Source organism: Natrarchaeobius chitinivorans (assembly GCF_003841505.1).
In the GTDB taxonomy this organism is placed as follows: Archaea; Halobacteriota; Halobacteria; order Halobacteriales; family Natrialbaceae; genus Natrarchaeobius; species Natrarchaeobius chitinivorans.
Genome location: NZ_REGA01000001.1, coordinates 1 through 15,545, shown reverse-complemented (window position 1 = coordinate 15,545; position 15,545 = coordinate 1). Strand labels below are relative to the sequence as shown.

At 60.1% G+C, this 15,545-nt stretch carries 16 protein-coding genes and 2 pseudogenes; 5 read left to right on the top strand and 13 right to left on the bottom strand.

The window, feature by feature from the left end:
• Positions 1-298: 298 nt before the first annotated feature.
• From EA473_RS00090 to EA473_RS00050, 9 genes and pseudogenes are all read right to left on the bottom strand, one after another.
• Positions 299-1,732, bottom strand: coding sequence for an SWIM zinc finger family protein (locus EA473_RS00090; protein ID WP_124193639.1), 1,434 nt, complete (start codon positions 1,730-1,732; stop codon positions 299-301).
• A 507-nt stretch (positions 1,733-2,239) separates the two neighbouring features.
• Positions 2,240-2,518, bottom strand: a complete 279-nt coding sequence (locus EA473_RS00085; RefSeq protein ID WP_124193383.1) for a DUF433 domain-containing protein — start codon at positions 2,516-2,518, stop codon at positions 2,240-2,242.
• A 137-nt stretch (positions 2,519-2,655) separates the two neighbouring features.
• Complete coding sequence (locus tag EA473_RS00080) at positions 2,656-3,144, bottom strand: hypothetical protein (RefSeq protein WP_124193638.1); 489 nt, start codon at positions 3,142-3,144, stop codon at positions 2,656-2,658.
• Positions 3,144-3,683: a DUF7342 family protein gene (locus EA473_RS22630; RefSeq protein WP_243645159.1), complete on the bottom strand. Its 540-nt coding sequence runs from the start codon at positions 3,681-3,683 to the stop codon at positions 3,144-3,146. The genes EA473_RS00080 and EA473_RS22630 overlap by 1 nt, the downstream gene beginning before the upstream one ends.
• Before the next feature lie 272 nt (positions 3,684-3,955).
• Positions 3,956-4,301, bottom strand: a pseudogene (locus EA473_RS00070) (hypothetical protein); the annotation flags it as partial.
• 166 nt (positions 4,302-4,467) lie between these two features.
• The gene (locus EA473_RS00065; RefSeq protein WP_124193637.1) at positions 4,468-4,863 is read right to left on the bottom strand and encodes a PIN domain-containing protein; all 396 of its coding nucleotides are present in this window, start codon (positions 4,861-4,863) and stop codon (positions 4,468-4,470) included.
• Positions 4,860-5,108 carry a hypothetical protein gene (locus EA473_RS00060; RefSeq protein WP_124193636.1) on the bottom strand — a complete coding sequence of 83 codons (249 nt, stop codon included), beginning with the start codon at positions 5,106-5,108 and terminating at the stop codon, positions 4,860-4,862. The genes EA473_RS00065 and EA473_RS00060 overlap by 4 nt, the downstream gene beginning before the upstream one ends.
• Positions 5,109-5,375: 267 nt before the next feature.
• A pseudogene (locus EA473_RS00055) lies at positions 5,376-5,748 on the bottom strand (hypothetical protein); the annotation flags it as partial.
• A 6-nt stretch (positions 5,749-5,754) separates the two neighbouring features.
• Positions 5,755-6,930 (bottom strand): Fic family protein, encoded by a 1,176-nt coding sequence (locus EA473_RS00050; RefSeq protein WP_124193635.1) that lies wholly within the window; start codon positions 6,928-6,930, stop codon positions 5,755-5,757.
• A 315-nt stretch (positions 6,931-7,245) separates the two neighbouring features.
• Here EA473_RS00050 and EA473_RS22015 point away from each other — a divergent pair, with 315 nt between their 5' ends.
• On the top strand, positions 7,246-7,464 hold the full coding sequence (locus tag EA473_RS22015; RefSeq protein ID WP_165875160.1) for a hypothetical protein: 219 nt from the start codon (positions 7,246-7,248) through the stop codon (positions 7,462-7,464).
• Here the strand turns inward: EA473_RS22015 and EA473_RS23175 are convergent.
• Positions 7,440-7,688 (bottom strand): DUF5615 family PIN-like protein, encoded by a 249-nt coding sequence (locus tag EA473_RS23175; protein WP_165875162.1) that lies wholly within the window; start codon positions 7,686-7,688, stop codon positions 7,440-7,442. The two genes, EA473_RS22015 and EA473_RS23175, sit on opposite strands and share 25 nt — an antisense overlap.
• Before the next feature lie 244 nt (positions 7,689-7,932).
• Here EA473_RS23175 and EA473_RS00035 point away from each other — a divergent pair, with 244 nt between their 5' ends.
• Positions 7,933-9,165: an RNA-guided endonuclease InsQ/TnpB family protein gene (locus tag EA473_RS00035; RefSeq protein ID WP_124193633.1), complete on the top strand. Its 1,233-nt coding sequence runs from the start codon at positions 7,933-7,935 to the stop codon at positions 9,163-9,165.
• A 101-nt stretch (positions 9,166-9,266) separates the two neighbouring features.
• Here EA473_RS00035 and EA473_RS00030 read toward each other — a convergent pair whose 3' ends face one another.
• Positions 9,267-9,566: a DUF433 domain-containing protein gene (locus EA473_RS00030; RefSeq protein ID WP_124193382.1), complete on the bottom strand. Its 300-nt coding sequence runs from the start codon at positions 9,564-9,566 to the stop codon at positions 9,267-9,269.
• 848 nt (positions 9,567-10,414) lie between these two features.
• Between EA473_RS00030 and EA473_RS00025 the strand changes: the two genes are divergently transcribed.
• From EA473_RS00025 to EA473_RS00015, 3 genes are all read left to right on the top strand, one after another.
• On the top strand, positions 10,415-11,635 hold the full coding sequence (locus tag EA473_RS00025) for a Cdc6/Cdc18 family protein (RefSeq protein ID WP_124193632.1): 1,221 nt from the start codon (positions 10,415-10,417) through the stop codon (positions 11,633-11,635).
• Between the two features lie 798 nt (positions 11,636-12,433).
• A complete protein-coding gene (locus EA473_RS00020) occupies positions 12,434-12,694 on the top strand; it encodes a hypothetical protein (RefSeq protein WP_124193631.1) in 261 nt (86 codons plus the stop codon).
• Complete coding sequence (locus tag EA473_RS00015; RefSeq protein WP_124193630.1) at positions 12,687-14,219, top strand: terminase large subunit domain-containing protein; 1,533 nt, start codon at positions 12,687-12,689, stop codon at positions 14,217-14,219. The genes EA473_RS00020 and EA473_RS00015 overlap by 8 nt, the downstream gene beginning before the upstream one ends.
• A 218-nt stretch (positions 14,220-14,437) precedes the next feature.
• Here the strand turns inward: EA473_RS00015 and EA473_RS00010 are convergent, their stop codons facing one another.
• Together EA473_RS00010 and EA473_RS00005 are read right to left on the bottom strand one after the other, a co-directional pair.
• Entirely contained in the window at positions 14,438-14,665 is a 228-nt protein-coding gene (locus EA473_RS00010; RefSeq protein WP_124193629.1) for a hypothetical protein, read from the bottom strand.
• Between the two features lie 433 nt (positions 14,666-15,098).
• A partial coding sequence (locus EA473_RS00005) for a transposase (RefSeq protein ID WP_207890128.1) occupies positions 15,099-15,545 on the bottom strand: 447 nt, incomplete at its 5' end.

Below are 15,545 nucleotides of genomic sequence, written 5' to 3'. Positions count from 1 at the left end.
GAATTCGGGCGATTCGATCACAGCGAACGAATCCTCGAGACGTGGCCGGGAGTGTCGATGGAGGCGTCTCGTCTCCAAACCGGGACGCCTTTTTATAGGGCTCTCGAGCGAGAAAAGCGACCATCAGACGGGCGAGGAGTATAGTGACAACTGATAGCGAGTATCGTAGACGTTCATCGTTTTCTTCCGGCGAACCGAGATACCACGCCGAAGACCGGGCCTCGGAGTTAGCGGTTGGGTACGATAATCCCTCTGAACCGGTTTACACACCGATCGCCGACCTGCGTGGCCACTATCACTACCCGGGTGTGTCGGAACCGAATTCTTCGTATATTCGTTTACGGATCGAGACGTCCTCATCGGCGAGCGTTCGAAAGAGTGTGCGTAACTCGTCTGGAGACGCCGACTCGAGGACCGCCTCGAGTGGTCGGTCACTTCCAACTGCCTCGACATCGCCACTCGCCAGTACGGCCGCGACGATGTGTTTGCACGGGTTCGCGTCGTCGGGACAGCTACACTCACCCTCCACGTAGCACCCATCCGCGATCCTCACCCCCACCTTGTACGGCCGGCTTCCCTGAACTGTCGCTCGAAGTCGGTCGTCGACGCGTTCGACGTCGGTTACGGCCCCGCGCTCGTAGTAGCGTTCGCCACGACCGTATCGACCGCGTTCGGTCACTGACCGGAGCGTTTCCGCGTCAACCGTCGACGACGGCCGTTTCGTTCGAAGCCGTGGGAATTCCTCGACGATCGGGTCGTCGCCCGGTACCGACGGATCGCCCGCTCGCAGGTGCACGTATCCCTGCTGTGGCCACCCGAGCGGGAACCAGTACGCCGGTTCACTCACGACATCCCAGCAGGCGTCGATCACGCTGATGCGATCGTCCGGAAGAACGCCTTCCAGAGTTACGGTACGCGGTGTCGCTCCGACCGCGACTCTGACCTCGGCCTGGTGAGTGTCGTTGCTGGCGACCCGATCGGCGTACCGCGTGCGGACCGTCTCGAACGCATCGATTCCCTCGTCGGTAAATCCGTGGCCCGTGCGCTCGAGTTCGAACACCAACTCGGCATACTTGCGTTTCTCGCGGTACTTGATCAGCGGCCGGTTACTCCCGACGAACTCGGTCGGATCGTACTCCGGAAGTTCGGTACCGAGTACGATCGGCGTGATCGGCTCCGATGGCGTCTCGGGGAGGCGATCGGCGTCCGGCGCTGCGTCGTCGGCCGGCTCACCAAGCGGCGACTCGAACAGGCGACGACAGGTCGGACAGACCGTCGCCTCGAGCCCGTGGTAGATCGTCGACTCGTGGGCACGACACCAGTCACAGGCCCGACGGGTTTCGTGGTCGATTCGATCCCAGTCGATATCGCGCCGCGTCGTCACCAGCTTGAGCCCGGTGATGATCCGGGACCGACGTTTCTGGTACCGTTCGAGTTCGGAGCGACACGAGCCACAGAGTTCGGCGTCGCTATCGTCGATAGCGCCGGGGAGGACGAGGCGCTGGTCGTCGGTCCGACCTCGAGGGAACGAACTACCACCCATCGACAGCGAGACCGAGACCGAATCAGCTGACTCATCGGGCTCCTCGGGCGGTTCGTAGGCGACAATATCGGTCACAGTGACGGTTTCGTCGGGTGTGGTGTCTTCGTCGTCGAACTCCCGACCGTACCGGCAGCCGTCGGGACCGGCGACGTGCCACTTCCCGGAACCGGAGCGGGCGAACGTAGGCACGGATGAGAGGACGCAGGGATGCCGAAACAGCTTTTCGGTCGTCGGCAACCGGGCGTGCTACTCGAGGGCAACCGTGGAGAGGATGTCAGTCACAACGAGATCCGTCTGCTGTATCGGCGGGAACGACAGTGAATCCCAGCGTGTGGAAATCGTCCGGATCGAACGTGAAGACGTGTTCAATCTCGTATGCCTACTCTCCAACCACTTTTAGGGCATGAATCTATCGGTAACTAATGCTCAGGAAGTTCCCTATAAGCGGTTTATCACTAATGGTATTCCACCGGCATATAGCAGCAAACTATCCACCACGGGTGGAGGAGCGTAGGGAACCTATTGGCGAGCTAATCTTGATGGGCGTGGTTGTCTGGTTGACATAGATTCTGTCTACACACTGTACCTACAGAGAAGGACGCAAGATAATATTCGCTTTGATCACGTCGTAGCCACTCGATTGGAGAGTAGTGATAAAGACACTCGGAACGTGTTCATCCGCACAAAACGAGACAGTCACTGTGCTGGTTCCGGGGGTTGTAACGCATTTTCTGCGAGTTCGGCTCGTACCTCGTTGCGTTCTTGGCGGAGCTGACGCATCTCTTCAGGATGCTCGTGATAGTATGCGAGTGCGGTATAGATTTCACCAAGCGATCGGTCAAGTTGATCCGCAACATCTGCAGGCGGGTTCCCACCATCGATTACGAGTTCATAGACGTCGAGAACGCCCACGCGTGTTCCGTCAATACGGGGTTCTCCACCGAGTACGTCGTCCGTTTGCACGATGGTAGCCATGAGTAGTTCCTAGTTGAGTCGCACATCACATAAGCGTTCTCGGATCCGGAAACTCGATCACAAATACCTGCCGACGACAGTTGTTGTCTTTCGGAGGACGGCTCGAGTGGGTCTCTCATACGGAGTGTTGTAACCGTTTACCGAAGTCCAACCGGTCGTCCGTCTTCCCACTCAACTGCGGTGACTGCATCGGGGAGTGATTCGAGTCGTCGCTCGACCACGTCGAGCGGGTGTGAGTCGATGAAGTCCGCTGGCTGATGGTCCACAGCTGTTGTGCTATCGTTCACCTGTAGATGAACTGGCCCAAGATCAGCGTGTGTATCGTCCTGATGCCATCCAACCAGCAGTTGTCGATCCGGTTCGATCCAGTTGAACCAGTAATACTCGTACGGTTCGCCCGTCTGCAGTTGGAATCCAACTTCGACTCGTGCGGTCGTCGTCGGATACGTTTTCTCACCGAGGAACTGTCGTGGGTTTACTGTACCGACGACGCGGTACGGCCCAGCTTCCCGTGGTTCGGTACGGCGTCGGTGAACGTCATCGAACTCGGCACTGAGTCGATTGCGGATGCGATCGTGGAGCCGTTTGCTCTGTAGATTGGCTCGGTTCGCGAGAAAAGCGACCATTAGGCAAACGAGGAGGAACTGTTATTTTTGGGTGAGGTAAGCTCGACGACATCGCCATACAGGTGGAGCGCATGTTTCACGAGCGCGAGTTCCGTGTTGACCGCCTCCCATGTAGCGATCACATTCCGCCGTTCACGAAGTTCCGAAGCCGACAATTCCTCTTCGGCGAGTTGTTCCCGAAACTCCTCGAGTGAACTGGCATCGAATTCCGACGCAACCGCTTCTTGTTCTTCTTTCAACTCCGTGAGTTGCTCCTCCAACTCATCCCGCGTATGCTCCTCGATGAGGGTGGTGACCTCGTCAAAAAGCATCCGAACTGGATTCACGTCGTATGCTTTTGTCCCGTCAATTGTCGTTTCAATGACCCAGTCGTCATCTTCCATCCGCTGGAGTTCATCGTCCGCTGTTGCCCGTGACACCGCTGCTCGATCTGCGATTTCCTGGACGGGTGTTGGATCACGTAGCATTTCGGCGACTTCGCGGACCCGTTCACGACCGCTCATCCGCTCTGTCCACCTCCCCTGATCTGATTCTTCCATATCCTCCCTATAACTCGCGCGCTCAAATAATTTGTTCCGGTCCAAATATCTGAACGCTGTATCCGAGTCGGCCGATGGAGTGGGATCTCCAGTGACCACTGTTGTCGTCAGGATATCCGCTACCCCCGTCTGTCGTTGTGACCACCGACGACCACTCGAGCGGGCTACCCACCGGTAACCAACCCTCGTCCAGCCGCGCGTCCGTCGTGAGTTCGTTTTCGTAGAGAGTCAGCCGCCTCCTCTCGAGGCGCTTTCTCCCGAGGTGTCCCCGGTCACCCGAGGACACCAGCCGTCACCGGTATTAGTCACCCCCCGGCGTCTCGCCCGGCACGTCGGCGTCGGCCAGGAGGACGAGCCGGCGTTCCGTGTACTCGAGGCCGTTCTTCCGCTCAGTCTTTCTGCGGACCGCCAGCCGGTGCTTCGAGAGCTCGAGGATTGCGTCGATGGTTCTCGAGACCAGCTTCTTCGCGTACGCGTCGCTGATTCCCGGCTCCTGACGTTCGCAAGAGCGACGCTCTTGCACAGCCCATCAGAAATCTTCGATTTCTGAGGACGGCGAATCCTGTGTTTGAGATCGTCGGCTTTGACGTACTCGTCGACGTCCGTGCAGCCGCGCTCTCATACGGTCGGCTCTGATAGGGATTATCGTAGGTGTTCATAGTTTGCCGCTAAAGAACCGAGACACAGTGTCGAAGGCCCGGTTTCGAGATCTCCGGGAGGCTACGATAATCCCTATGAGTCAGTGCCAGGAGCGACCGACAATCAGTCTTAGCATCCGCATCGGTCAGTAGGTCTCGACTGGCACTCCCAACGCTTCGAAATCTTCGACGTTGTCTGTCAAGACCGAATCGTCGAGAACGTCGGCCATTGCGGCGATGTACCCATCGTTCGGACCGACACCAGCGTTCCCACCCACACGGTCATCTGCCGTCGCGAGTAGTTCACCGGCTCTACGCGCAATCTCTTCGTCAACATCAATACGGGGGTACCCGAGGAGACGATTCCGCACCTCTTGCTCAGTGGTCTCGCTGCGAGCTGTGGCAACACCGTAATAGGTCTCAGCGACAACCGGGGTCGGTAACCACTGCATCTCTCCTTTCTCGACGAGTTCAGCGCCCTTCGAGAATGCATCCGGCTCCTCCGCCATCAGATCGAAGAGGTACGACGAGTCGATAATCATTTGCTCCCGTTCTCGCTCTCGAAGGCACAGCGGGCATCATTGAGGCGGTCCTGGTCACGCCCACGCAGACGGTTCACCGCTTCCTTGGCGTCCTCAGCTTCCTCTTCGGTCAGGAGGCCGGCAACGTCGCTCGGGTGAGGGCCGCGCGTCATCCGACGCAGCGTCTCTTCCATCGTCTCATCGCTCCTCTTGTGGGCGCTGAGCCACTCGTGGTACTCCTCTGAGACTCGAATGGTTTTGACCATGCGATATATTGGGATATATGCGCCTAAGAGTGTTACGCCGATAGATTCCTCCCAAAACGACGTGAATGACGAGTTGGTGCCTGCAGTGACAGCTGTTGTCTTCAGACTCTCCTTCGAACCCCGTCCGTCAGTACGCCCACCGACGACCACTCGAGCGAGACACCCGCCACTATTCATCCCTCCGACAACCGCATTCGTGCTGTGAGTCTATCTGCGTAGACCGACAGATTACCCCTCTCGAGGCGCTTTCTTACTCGCTGTCCCCGGTCACCCGAGGACACCAGTCGTCACCGGTATTAGTCACCTCCCGCCGTCTCGCCCGGTACGTCGGCGTCGCTGGGGAGGACGAGCCGACGTTCGGTGTACTCGAGGCCGTTCTTCCGCTCGGTCTTTCTGCGGACTGCCAGCCGGTGTTTCGAGAGCTCGAGGATCGCGTCAATGGTTCTCGAGACCAGCTTCTTCGCGTAGGTGTCGGTCGCCCCGGGCTCTCGTCGACGGATCCAATGCTTGAGATCGGTCGCCTTGACGTACTTGCTGATGTCCCGCACCCGCTCTCCCACGGGTTGTCACCGATGCTCGAGGCAACTCGAGCCTGCCAACGCTTCGCCGCGAGACGCGTGGGTAACGCGTTCGCCACTGAGCATACTTAATACGTCTGTGGTGGTCGTTCAAGAATCTCAAAAATCTCTCGCGCACGGTATTCTCGGTTTCGCTCTTTTCCGGTCGTCTCCTCGAGCACACCTTCTCCCTCCAGATGGTCGATCGCTCGATAGGCCGTCGGACCCGTTACGCCGAGCTGTTCTTGAACACTGTTCGCAGTGAGGTATGGCCGCTCGAAGAGTGTACACGCTAATTTTGCATAGGCTGCAGCGGTATCGCCGTACGTAGCCTCATATTCTTGCTGTAAGGAGTGAAGTTCCTGAGATTGAAGGAGGGATTCTTCTGCCTGATGGCGAAGCCCCGTCACGAAGAACTCTACCCATGCTTCCCACTCGCCGTACTTCCGGACGGCGTTCAAACGATCGACGTATATCTCTTTGTAGCGATTGAAGTATTCGCTCAGGTAGAGCGTTGGTTGCTCGAGATAGTCGTGTTCATACAGCTGTACTGTGATGAGGAGCCGTCCGAGCCGACCGTTACCGTCCCCGTAGGGGTGAATCGTCTCGAACTGATAGTGTGTGAGCGCAATATCGATGAGCGAGTGGTAGCTCCCACCAGTACGGATGTACGTCAGTAGCGCATCCATCAGTCCATCGACGGCATTTGGAACGGGAGGGACGAATTCGCCCAGATGATTCGGGACGGACTTGAACTCCCCAATGGTATCCGTTTCTCGGCGGTCTTCAGGTACGTCAGTCAAGAGCGTATCGTGGAGAGTATGTAGAAGATCGATGGAAACCCCATTATTCCGATCGATCGCCCTGATTCCGCTTTTGAGCGCGCGCTCGTAGTTAAGCACTTCTCGAACGTCTTTCGTTTCGTCGATGACTGGTGCTTGCTCATCAGCTACATCGGATCGGTCCAACGATCTGGTCTCAAAACTATAGAGTGCGTTGTAATCGATATCTGCACCCTCTATTTCTGACGACTCCATCGCTTCTTTTCGAAGCAACGACGTGTACAACACTGGTGCAAAATCGGTCGTCAAGCTGTACCCACCGAGTTTTCCGAGCCAAAACGTCGTCTCCGAAAGCAACTCGTAGAACTCCGTCTCGAATTGTAACTCGCTATCTGGCGGAAGGGGATCCGGATTGTAGTATGGACGACGGCCGTATGGCACGAGACGTCCAGGGGCGTCATCAGGTAACTCCTGGAGAGTCATTTGAGACTACAACAGGATTAGTCCCGCTGTTAGTTAAATCTAGCCTACCAAAATGTAATCTGTCTACAGGAGAAGCGGGATCGTTTTTGCTCTCAGCTCAGATTGTGAACTGTCTCAACCCGAGCTGCCTGTTGCGGATTCCAGTGACAGCTGTTGTCTTCAGAATCTCCTTCGAGCCCCGTCTGTCGTGATGCCCACCGACGACCACTCGAGCGAGACACCCGCCACTATTCATCCCTCGTACAGCCGCGCGTCCGTCGTGAGTAATGGTTCCTGGAGAGTCAGCCGACCTCTCTCGAGGCATTCTTCACCCGTGTGTCCCCGGTCAGCCGAGGACACCAGCTGTCACCGGCACTGGTCACCTCCTGGGACCCCACCAGGAATCTCGACGTCCTCGGGCAGCACGAGTCGGCGCTCTGTGTACTCGAGGCCGTTCTTTCGTCCCATGCGTTTTCGAACGGCCAGCCGGTGCTTCGAGAGGTCCAACACGGCATCGATCACTCTCGAGATCAGAGCCAGTTGCCCGGGACGTAGAGAACCGTTCCAGCGAGATCGTCGGTATACATCTCTATTCGTCGAATTGCCGCAGCGATTTCGCCCGCCGATGCAGCCGTATTGCAAGCGAGGATTCCGGGGTGGTGCTCACCGTTCAGTTCTGGATCAGCCCCACGAAAATCGGTATCTTCGCTCAGAATGAGCCGGTCGGTTTCGCGTGCATACTGCAAGAGAACCGTGTCTTCAGAGCCTATAGTAGCCACTGGAAGTCAATGCACACCTGATCGCACGACAGCTGTGCGATCAGTGTGTAAATAGTTCCAGTTGTTACTATAGTTCAACATCCTCACCAACGATAGCAACATCGTGTCCCTCACCACCTTTCAACAGCGAAGGAGTCCCGCCGTTCACGGCGGGCGGGAATCGCGTCACTGAACGACACATCCCACCGTTCGACAGCCGGCCGACTCCCGTACACTTATAATACTTTGCAACCACATGTGGCATGTGACATTGAAACGTACCGCCTGCGTCAAACTCGCCATTCCCGACGACCGGCGGGACGATCTCAAACGGACGATGCTAACGTTCCGGAGAGTCGCCCAACGGTTTGCCGATCGGGGCTGGGAGCGCGACGAGGACGGCTACGTTATCACATCCAGAACGCGCCTGCAGTCACTCGTCTACAAACAGGTCCGCGAGGACACCGGTCTACACTCGGATCTCTGTATCGGTGCGGTCAACCTCGCGACAGACAGTCTTCGAAGTGCGGTCGAACGGATGAAGGCCGGCAAGAACGCCGGCAGACCGACGTTCACCGCACCGACCGTCGAGTACAACACCAATGCGATATCGTACTTCACAAACGGCGACGACCAATACTGCACGCTCGCGACCTACGGTGGCCGTATCCGTGCCGAGTTCGTGTATCCGCCGGACGAAGACTGTCCGCAAGCACAGTACCTCAACAGCGATGTGTGGGAGCCAAAGGGCGCGACACTGCACTACGACCGCGACGACGGCGAGTACTACCTTCACGTCACGGTGGAACGCGACGAGCCGGAAACGGAGTTGGGAGAGGCCGAGAACGGAACGGTTCTCGGCGTAGATTTAGGCGTGGAGAATATCGCCGTCACCAGCACGGGGACGTTCTACTCCGGCGGGTTGTTCAATCACCGCCGAGACGAGTACGAACGCATCCGTGGATCGTTGCAACAGATCGGTACGGAGTCGGCGCACCGAACCATCGAGCAGATGGGGAATCGAGAACGGCGCTGGAACAACGACGTACTGCACCGCATATCGAAAGGGTTGGTCCAAGAGGCGATCACGCACGACTGTTCGACAATCGCCTTTGAGGACTTGACCGACATTCGAGAACGAATGCCGGGCGCGAAGAAGTTCCACGGCTGGGCTTTCCGTCGGCTCTACGAGTACGTCGAGTACAAAGCCGCCGAGTTCGGTATCCGAACGAAGCAGGTAGATCCAGCGTATACGTCCCAACGCTGTTCGAAGTGTGGGACGACACTCCGCGAGAACCGAACGTCACAAGCGGACTTTTGCTGCCTGAAGTGTGGCTACGAGGTTCATGCCGACTACAACGCCGCGAAGAACGTTGCAACGAAACTACTCCGGTCGGGGCAGAAGTCTCCGGTCGGAGGGGCGACCAATCAACTCGCCCTGAAGTCGGGAACGCTGAACGGGAGCGGCGACTTTTCGCCTGCCAACGCGGAAGCGTAGGCCAGACCGGGAGTTCACCGACAAACGCCGGCCTTCAGGCCGGGGAAGTTGATGGAGCGCAGAAACAATGGCTGGTGGAACGTGTTCGTCAGCCAACAGCCTCATACCTCGGGCTCTGACTGGGTTTTCGTATCGAGGTCCTCGGGTCCACGGATGACAGATCGCTCGTCAGGGATGGACTGACGCTCGGCTTGGATCTGGCGCATCTCCTCGGCGTGATCGTAGTAATACACTAAGGCACGGTAGACGTCGGCGATATCGAGATCGTAGTCGGCGGCGACCTGTTCGGGGGATTCTCCGGCATCAAGGACCCGCTTTGCGACGTGGTGGACCCCGATACGCCTCCCCTCAATTCGGGGTGCACCACCCAGCGTATCGTTCGTCGAGACGATTTCAGCCATTTGAAGATACTACGCTCCACTCAATAATAAAGGCTGGCCGAAGTAGACTCCAGTGACAGCTGTTGTCTTCAGGGTCTCCTCAAATCCTTGTCCGTCAGTACGCCCACCGACGACCACTCGAGCGAGACACCCGCCACTATTCATCCCTCGTACAGCCGCGCGTCCGTCGTGAGTAATGGTTCCTGGAGAGTCAGCCGCCCTCTCTCGAGGCGCTTTCTTACTCGCTGTCCCCGGTCACCCGAGGACACCAGCCGTCACCGGTATTAGTCACCTCCCGCCGTCTCGCCCGGCACGTCAGCGTCGCTGGGGAGGACGAGCCGGCGTTCCGTGTACGCGAGGCCGTTTGTGCGGTCCGTTCGGTTGCGGATGGCCACTCATTGCTTCGGGGGATCAAGCATGGCGTTGGGCACCCTCGAGGTCGCTCTCTTTGCGTATGGGTGAGACTATCATAGAATAGGTCGCATCCTCTCTCTGCGACTACCCGGCGAGCGGGAAGCACTGAACCAGGGTGGGTGCTGCGACATCTGTCTCACAAAATGCTCGAACTCTGGGCGCCCCTCCAAACGTGTATTCAATCGATGTGGATGGATCACTGCTTTCGGCCCAGATTGTCACATCATCATCAAAGTTAGGATCGCCACTGGACGCGAGCGTCGGGTCGAATCCCGATCGGTGGGAACCACACCCATAGACACACTCGTAGTTCCGGTGGAGCTGGGTGGCCGACGCTGGCCGCACCCGATCGAACGCGTGCGGTGGTGTCTCGCTCACGCGGTGTGGGTGGCCATCACCCCGGTGTGCGATACGCTCATTAGTCTCACGCCACTACCTCCGGCGATCGCGATCGTATGAGCAAGTACGACGACCTGTTCGCCGACACCGCACCGGACGAGAGCCTGTTCGTCGACAAAGGGGCGCTCGATCCGCTCGCCGAGCCCCCCGAGATCGTCGCCCGCGACGACCAGGAACGCGAGCTGGCGACGGTTTTGAACGGTGTTCACGACGGCTATCTGCCGCCGACGGTCTCGATCTACGGCCCGCCGGGCACCGGGAAAACGCTGACGACCCGGCGGCTCTGTCGGGAGTTCGCCACGCGCCATGACACCGTCGCCGTCGAGTACGTCAATCTCAAGGAGTGTCGGACGCTTTTTAGCGCCGCCAACGAGATCCTCTTCGAACTGACCGGCGAGAAGAAGGGGGCCTACGAGGGGTTGGACGGCGTCTTCGCGGGCATCTGGGACGCACTCGCCGCGTACCCCGAGTGGACGGTGGTGCTGCTCGACGAGGTCGATCACGTCCGCCACGACACGAACTACGATCCCAACGAGTTCTTCTATCGGCTGTTGCGCGGCGAGGGGAAACTCGCCCGTGACATTTCGCTCTCGGTCTGGCTGCTCAGTAACGAACTCCTCGAGGTCGACCTCCGCTTGGATAGCCGCGTCGAGAGCGCGATGAGCGACGAGGCGGTCTTCTTCCCGCCGTACGGCGTCGCGGAGTTGGGCGCGATCCTCGACCCCCGGATCGACCGGGCGTTTCGTGATGGTGCCGTTCCGGACGCGGTGTGCGAGTACGGCGTCCAGGAGGCCGCCCGGCGCTGGGGCGACGCCCGAAAAGCGCTGACGTTGTTCCGCCAGGCCGGCGAGACGGCCACCGAACGCGGGCTCGACCGCCTGACGATCGAGTGCGTCGACACCAACCTCGAGCAGACGGAGCGGGAAGCAACGATCGCAAAGCTGCTTGCCCTGCCGGCCAATCACTTCGTGGTCCTCGCCGGTATCACGGGGCGGGACCAGGGTGGCACGATCAAACAGCCCGTTACAACGGCGGAGGTCCACACGGTCATCCAAGACGACGCGTTTCCGACCGAACTCCGACTCGGCGAGCGGGCGATCCGACAGCTCGTCACCGATCTCGAGACGATGGGTCTCGTCGAGACCTGGATCGAGTCACGCGGGGCCGATGGCCGCGTCAAGCAGCTCGAAACGACGTTCGATCCCCAGTGGGTGCGCGAGGCGATCGAACCGTACGTCGCTGAGTCGGCATATCTCGCGGCGTTGGCCGACGGGTAGGCGGGAGTGTCTCCGGTGACCCCGACACTGGTTCGCTCACACCCAGGGTGAGGCCTCTCCGCACTTGACTGTCTCTGCCGTCGATTCCGGCTCGGTCCGGTCGGTGTGGACCGCAAGAAAGCGGCGTCGCTACGCTATTGCTGTCCAGGCTCCTCCTCGGGCGAGTGCGGGTTCGGGTCGGTTCCAGGTCGGATCCGGTGGTGTCGGGCGCAGCCTCCCGTCCTCGACAGTGTCACACCGGCACCGAATGCGTCCAGTTGCTCGAACCCCTGGCGCCGCATCGAGGTCCGACTCACGCGATCCGGGCGCGAGCGCTGATGGTCCGTCCGGAACAGGGGCCGGCCGGCGCTGCAACCGCCTGTGGGGGAGGCGATCTCGAATCCGCTGCGCTCGAGGGGTACATCGCGTGGTTCCCCCCAGCCTGACTCCGCATCGGGTGTGGGGAATCGAGACCGGTTTTGCGAACGCCGTGGAGTTCGTCTGTAGGCGGTGGATTCCCTGATCGACCGCGTGGATGATGCCCGCGCTACCTGCTGATGTCGCTCCCGAGTTATCGGGCAGAAGAGCGCCTATTATATGGGGGTGAGAGAGGAGCAAATATGCGAATTATCGGCTCTAGAGCGCATGAATTCCGATAATAGAACTTCGCAATTCACCGGACCAACCACTTTCACTCCGCTTACCGGAGGTTTTTACCGGTTGAGGCCGAACGCCTTCGCATGAGCCGCCCACTCCAACTGCGAGCTCACGTGTCGAGTGCGTACTCGCGCGGGACGCCAGCGGCTCTACGCATCGACAATGTCGACTTCGACACACTCCGCTGATCGTAGCGACCGCGAGGCGGTCCTCGACCGCCTCGCCGAGACCATCGAGGCGACCCACCAGCGAATCGACCCGGCTGAGGCCACGTCGCCCGACGAACAGAAACTCCAGATCAAATGGATCCGGACGCTGGGCTATCTCTCGGGCCAGTACCGGAAGCTGCTCAACGACGAGGAGCTCGACGAGATGGCCGCCGAACTCGAGCTGTTACACGACGACGGAGGGCACGATGAGTAAGCCGACCCGCCGCGAGCTCGAACGCCAGCTCGCGGAGTTGCAAGCCGAACAGGAGGCTGCGACCGACGCCCCGACCGATCTCACCGTCGACTGGCGCGAGGCCGCCCCGGACGCCCGGCCAACCGGCATCCACTACGACGCCGAGACGGCGACGCTCACCTACGACATCTGGTCTGCCCAACGCGACTGTCTCGCGGCGCTCGCAAGCGACGACCACGACATCGTCGCCTTCCTCGCGGGCTACGGCAGCGGCAAGAGCATCCTCGGCGCCCGCTGGCTGCTCGCGCAGGCGCTGACCCACCCCGGCAGCCGGTTTCTCGCCCTGGGCATCGACTTCACCAAAGCTCGGGACAGCACGTTCCGCATCCTCTGTGAGCAACTCCCCGGCGACCGGACGGCGATGCGAACGGGCGCGGTCAACGGTCCCGAGCGCTCGCCGGTCGTCGCCGACTACAACCACAGCGAGCACCGGCTGACGCTGACCAACGATACCGAGATCACGCTGGGGTCGGCTGATCAGTGGAGTCGGTACGCCGGCGCCGAGTACGGCGCCGTCTGGCTCGACGAACCCAGCCACTACGGGAGCGATCTCCACGACCTTCTGGAGATGGTCGGCGGCCGGCTGCGCGGCGTCGACGGGCCGAAAGTGCAGTGTTGGACGCTGACGGGCAACGGCTACAACGACGCCTGGGAGATCCTCGAACAACGCCAGGACCGAACGGGCGACCCGATCGGCCTCGAGATCGAACTGGTGCGGGCGTCGACGCTCGACAACCCCTACCTCGATACGGGGACGCGCGAGCGCTACGAGCGCCAGTACGCCGACACCGCCCGCGAGGCCCAGGCGCTGCGCGGCGGCTTTGCGGCCGCCCAGGGGTTGGTCTACAGCGAGTTCAGTCGTGACACCCACGTGATCCCCCATGCCGAGGCCGTCGACCGTGTCGACGACGACTGGCGGGTCTACGGCTACGACGCCGGCTGGAAGGATCCGGTGGTCCTGCTCGAGGTCGGTAAAACGCCGCTCGACCAGCTGGTCGTCTGCGACGCGTTCTACGCGACCGAGAGCCACATCGAGGACGTCGTTGACTGGCTCGCCGCCGACGACCGGCCCGCAGGCCGGATCTACTGCGAGCACGAACCTGCCCACGTCGACAAACTCCGCCGGGCGGGGTATCCGGCCGAGGAAGCGACGAAGGATCTCGACGACGGCATCGCGGAGGTGCGCAAACGACTCGAGGTCGACGGCAACCTGTCCGTGAGCGGCCGTGACAAGGTGATCCTGGTCATGGGCGGCGTTCCGGACGGGTCGTACGTCTCGCGAGCGACTGAGCGCGAGACCGAGGCCGCGACCGAGACGCCGGCTGCTGACGACGAATCCGCAGTCGGCCTGCTCGTCTCGGACCAGTGTCAGCACCTGATCCGGGAGTTCCTCGGCTACAAGGAGGAGCACGTCGGGAAGGCGGTCGCGCAGGATCACGCGCTCGACGCGCTTCGGTACGCCTGCATGGGGGTCGCCGGGAAGTAGGCGGGGCGGCCCGATCGGTGTGTAACGAGCAGATCGCGGCCTGCCGCCGGAGACGAGCGCGGCGACCGCTCCGACGGAATCGAGAGCCATCTGCACAGACGAACCGTTGAGACGGTCATGCAGGCCCGTACCGTTGATCTCAGCAGCTGCGGCGGTCGTTGGCTCACACCGTTTCCGGATCGGTTCGGCACACGACCTGTCGAAGTCGTCGTCGAAACTCATGTGGCGTCGAGATCGTGTCGGCGACACAGCGCGACGAATGTCGTGTTGGTGACGCTCAGCGTATGATTATCGTCCTGTTCGACGATCCCGCCGACGTCGGCGAACACGGCCACTAACACCCGACGCATCTCGTCCGTCTGTGGATCCGAGTCGGCACCCCGGAGTTTCTCGCCGAGGTGCTTTGCTGGCGTGAACGCCCCGCTTCGCGTGAGCGTCAGCGTCATAGCCCCGTCGTAGCGATAGTTACCGACCCTGACAGTCAGCTCCATCCGGCGGCGGGTCGTCGTCTACGCCACCGAGCCCCGTGGGCACAGTTGAGCGGTCAGGCCGGTCAGTGGTCGCGACGATCGGGGCACGAGAGCGAACCACCAACGCCCACGTATGAGTGTCCCGAACGACACTGTTGGCGATCTCGTCGAGCCGGAGTTGGACAGTATCTACACCTATGAGAATCCTGCGACTGTCCAAACCACGGATCGTCTAATAGCTGTTTCGTCGTCGATGGTGTCCGGCGCGTGTTGGTGACGTAGAACCGCACGACGTCGCTACAATCGAGTGGAAACAGCCCTCAGGCGGAGGCTATCTTGAAAGCGGTAGCAGTTGCTAACAATGGGCGAATGCCCTGCTGAGTGGCACCGCATTGGTGCCACTCAGCGACTATGCTGTTGGCGGATCGTAGACTTCCTCACGGCTGAGCATGTGAAACATTGCAACGAGCATTTTCCGAGCTGTTGCAACGATTGCGATATTGTGATTCTTCCGCTGTTTCAGGCGGTTGTAGAACTGTCCTAGGTAGTCGTCGAACCGTACAGCCACGTTGGCACACTGAACGAGGGCCCAGCGCAACGGCGCTGAGCCCTCTTTCGAAATTCCACCACGTACCTCTTTGTCGCCAGATTGCCGAATGGATGGATCAAGCCCGGCGTAGCTAATAACCTTCTTTGCGCTGCTAAACCGGTCGATCTCGCCAAGTTCAGACGTGATCAGCAGCGACGTGAAATAACTCACGCCGGGGATGGTCATGAGCAGCTGCGCGTCGTAATGAGTGACGGAAGTTATGGGCATGGGCTGAGATGGGCGAGTGATGGGAGGAGACCGGCGGGG

Excerpts from the sequence above, each read along its gene's own strand:
- EA473_RS22630 (WP_243645159.1), bottom strand. The coding sequence starts at position 3,683 with ATGGAAGAATCAGATCAGGGGAGGTGGACAGAGCGGATGAGCGGTCGT.
- EA473_RS00085 (WP_124193383.1), bottom strand. The coding sequence starts at position 2,518 with ATGGCTACCATCGTGCAAACGGACGACGTACTCGGTGGAGAACCCCGT.
- EA473_RS00030 (WP_124193382.1), bottom strand. The coding sequence starts at position 9,566 with ATGGCTGAAATCGTCTCGACGAACGATACGCTGGGTGGTGCACCCCGA.
- EA473_RS00065 (WP_124193637.1), bottom strand. The coding sequence starts at position 4,863 with ATGATTATCGACTCGTCGTACCTCTTCGATCTGATGGCGGAGGAGCCG.
- EA473_RS00050 (WP_124193635.1), bottom strand. The coding sequence starts at position 6,930 with ATGACTCTCCAGGAGTTACCTGATGACGCCCCTGGACGTCTCGTGCCA.
- EA473_RS00060 (WP_124193636.1), bottom strand. The coding sequence starts at position 5,108 with ATGGTCAAAACCATTCGAGTCTCAGAGGAGTACCACGAGTGGCTCAGC.
- EA473_RS00010 (WP_124193629.1), bottom strand. The coding sequence starts at position 14,665 with ATGACGCTGACGCTCACGCGAAGCGGGGCGTTCACGCCAGCAAAGCAC.
- EA473_RS00020 (WP_124193631.1), top strand. The coding sequence starts at position 12,434 with ATGTCGACTTCGACACACTCCGCTGATCGTAGCGACCGCGAGGCGGTC.
- EA473_RS00015 (WP_124193630.1), top strand. The coding sequence starts at position 12,687 with ATGAGTAAGCCGACCCGCCGCGAGCTCGAACGCCAGCTCGCGGAGTTG.
- EA473_RS00080 (WP_124193638.1), bottom strand. The coding sequence starts at position 3,144 with ATGGTCGCTTTTCTCGCGAACCGAGCCAATCTACAGAGCAAACGGCTC.
- EA473_RS00025 (WP_124193632.1), top strand. The coding sequence starts at position 10,415 with ATGAGCAAGTACGACGACCTGTTCGCCGACACCGCACCGGACGAGAGC.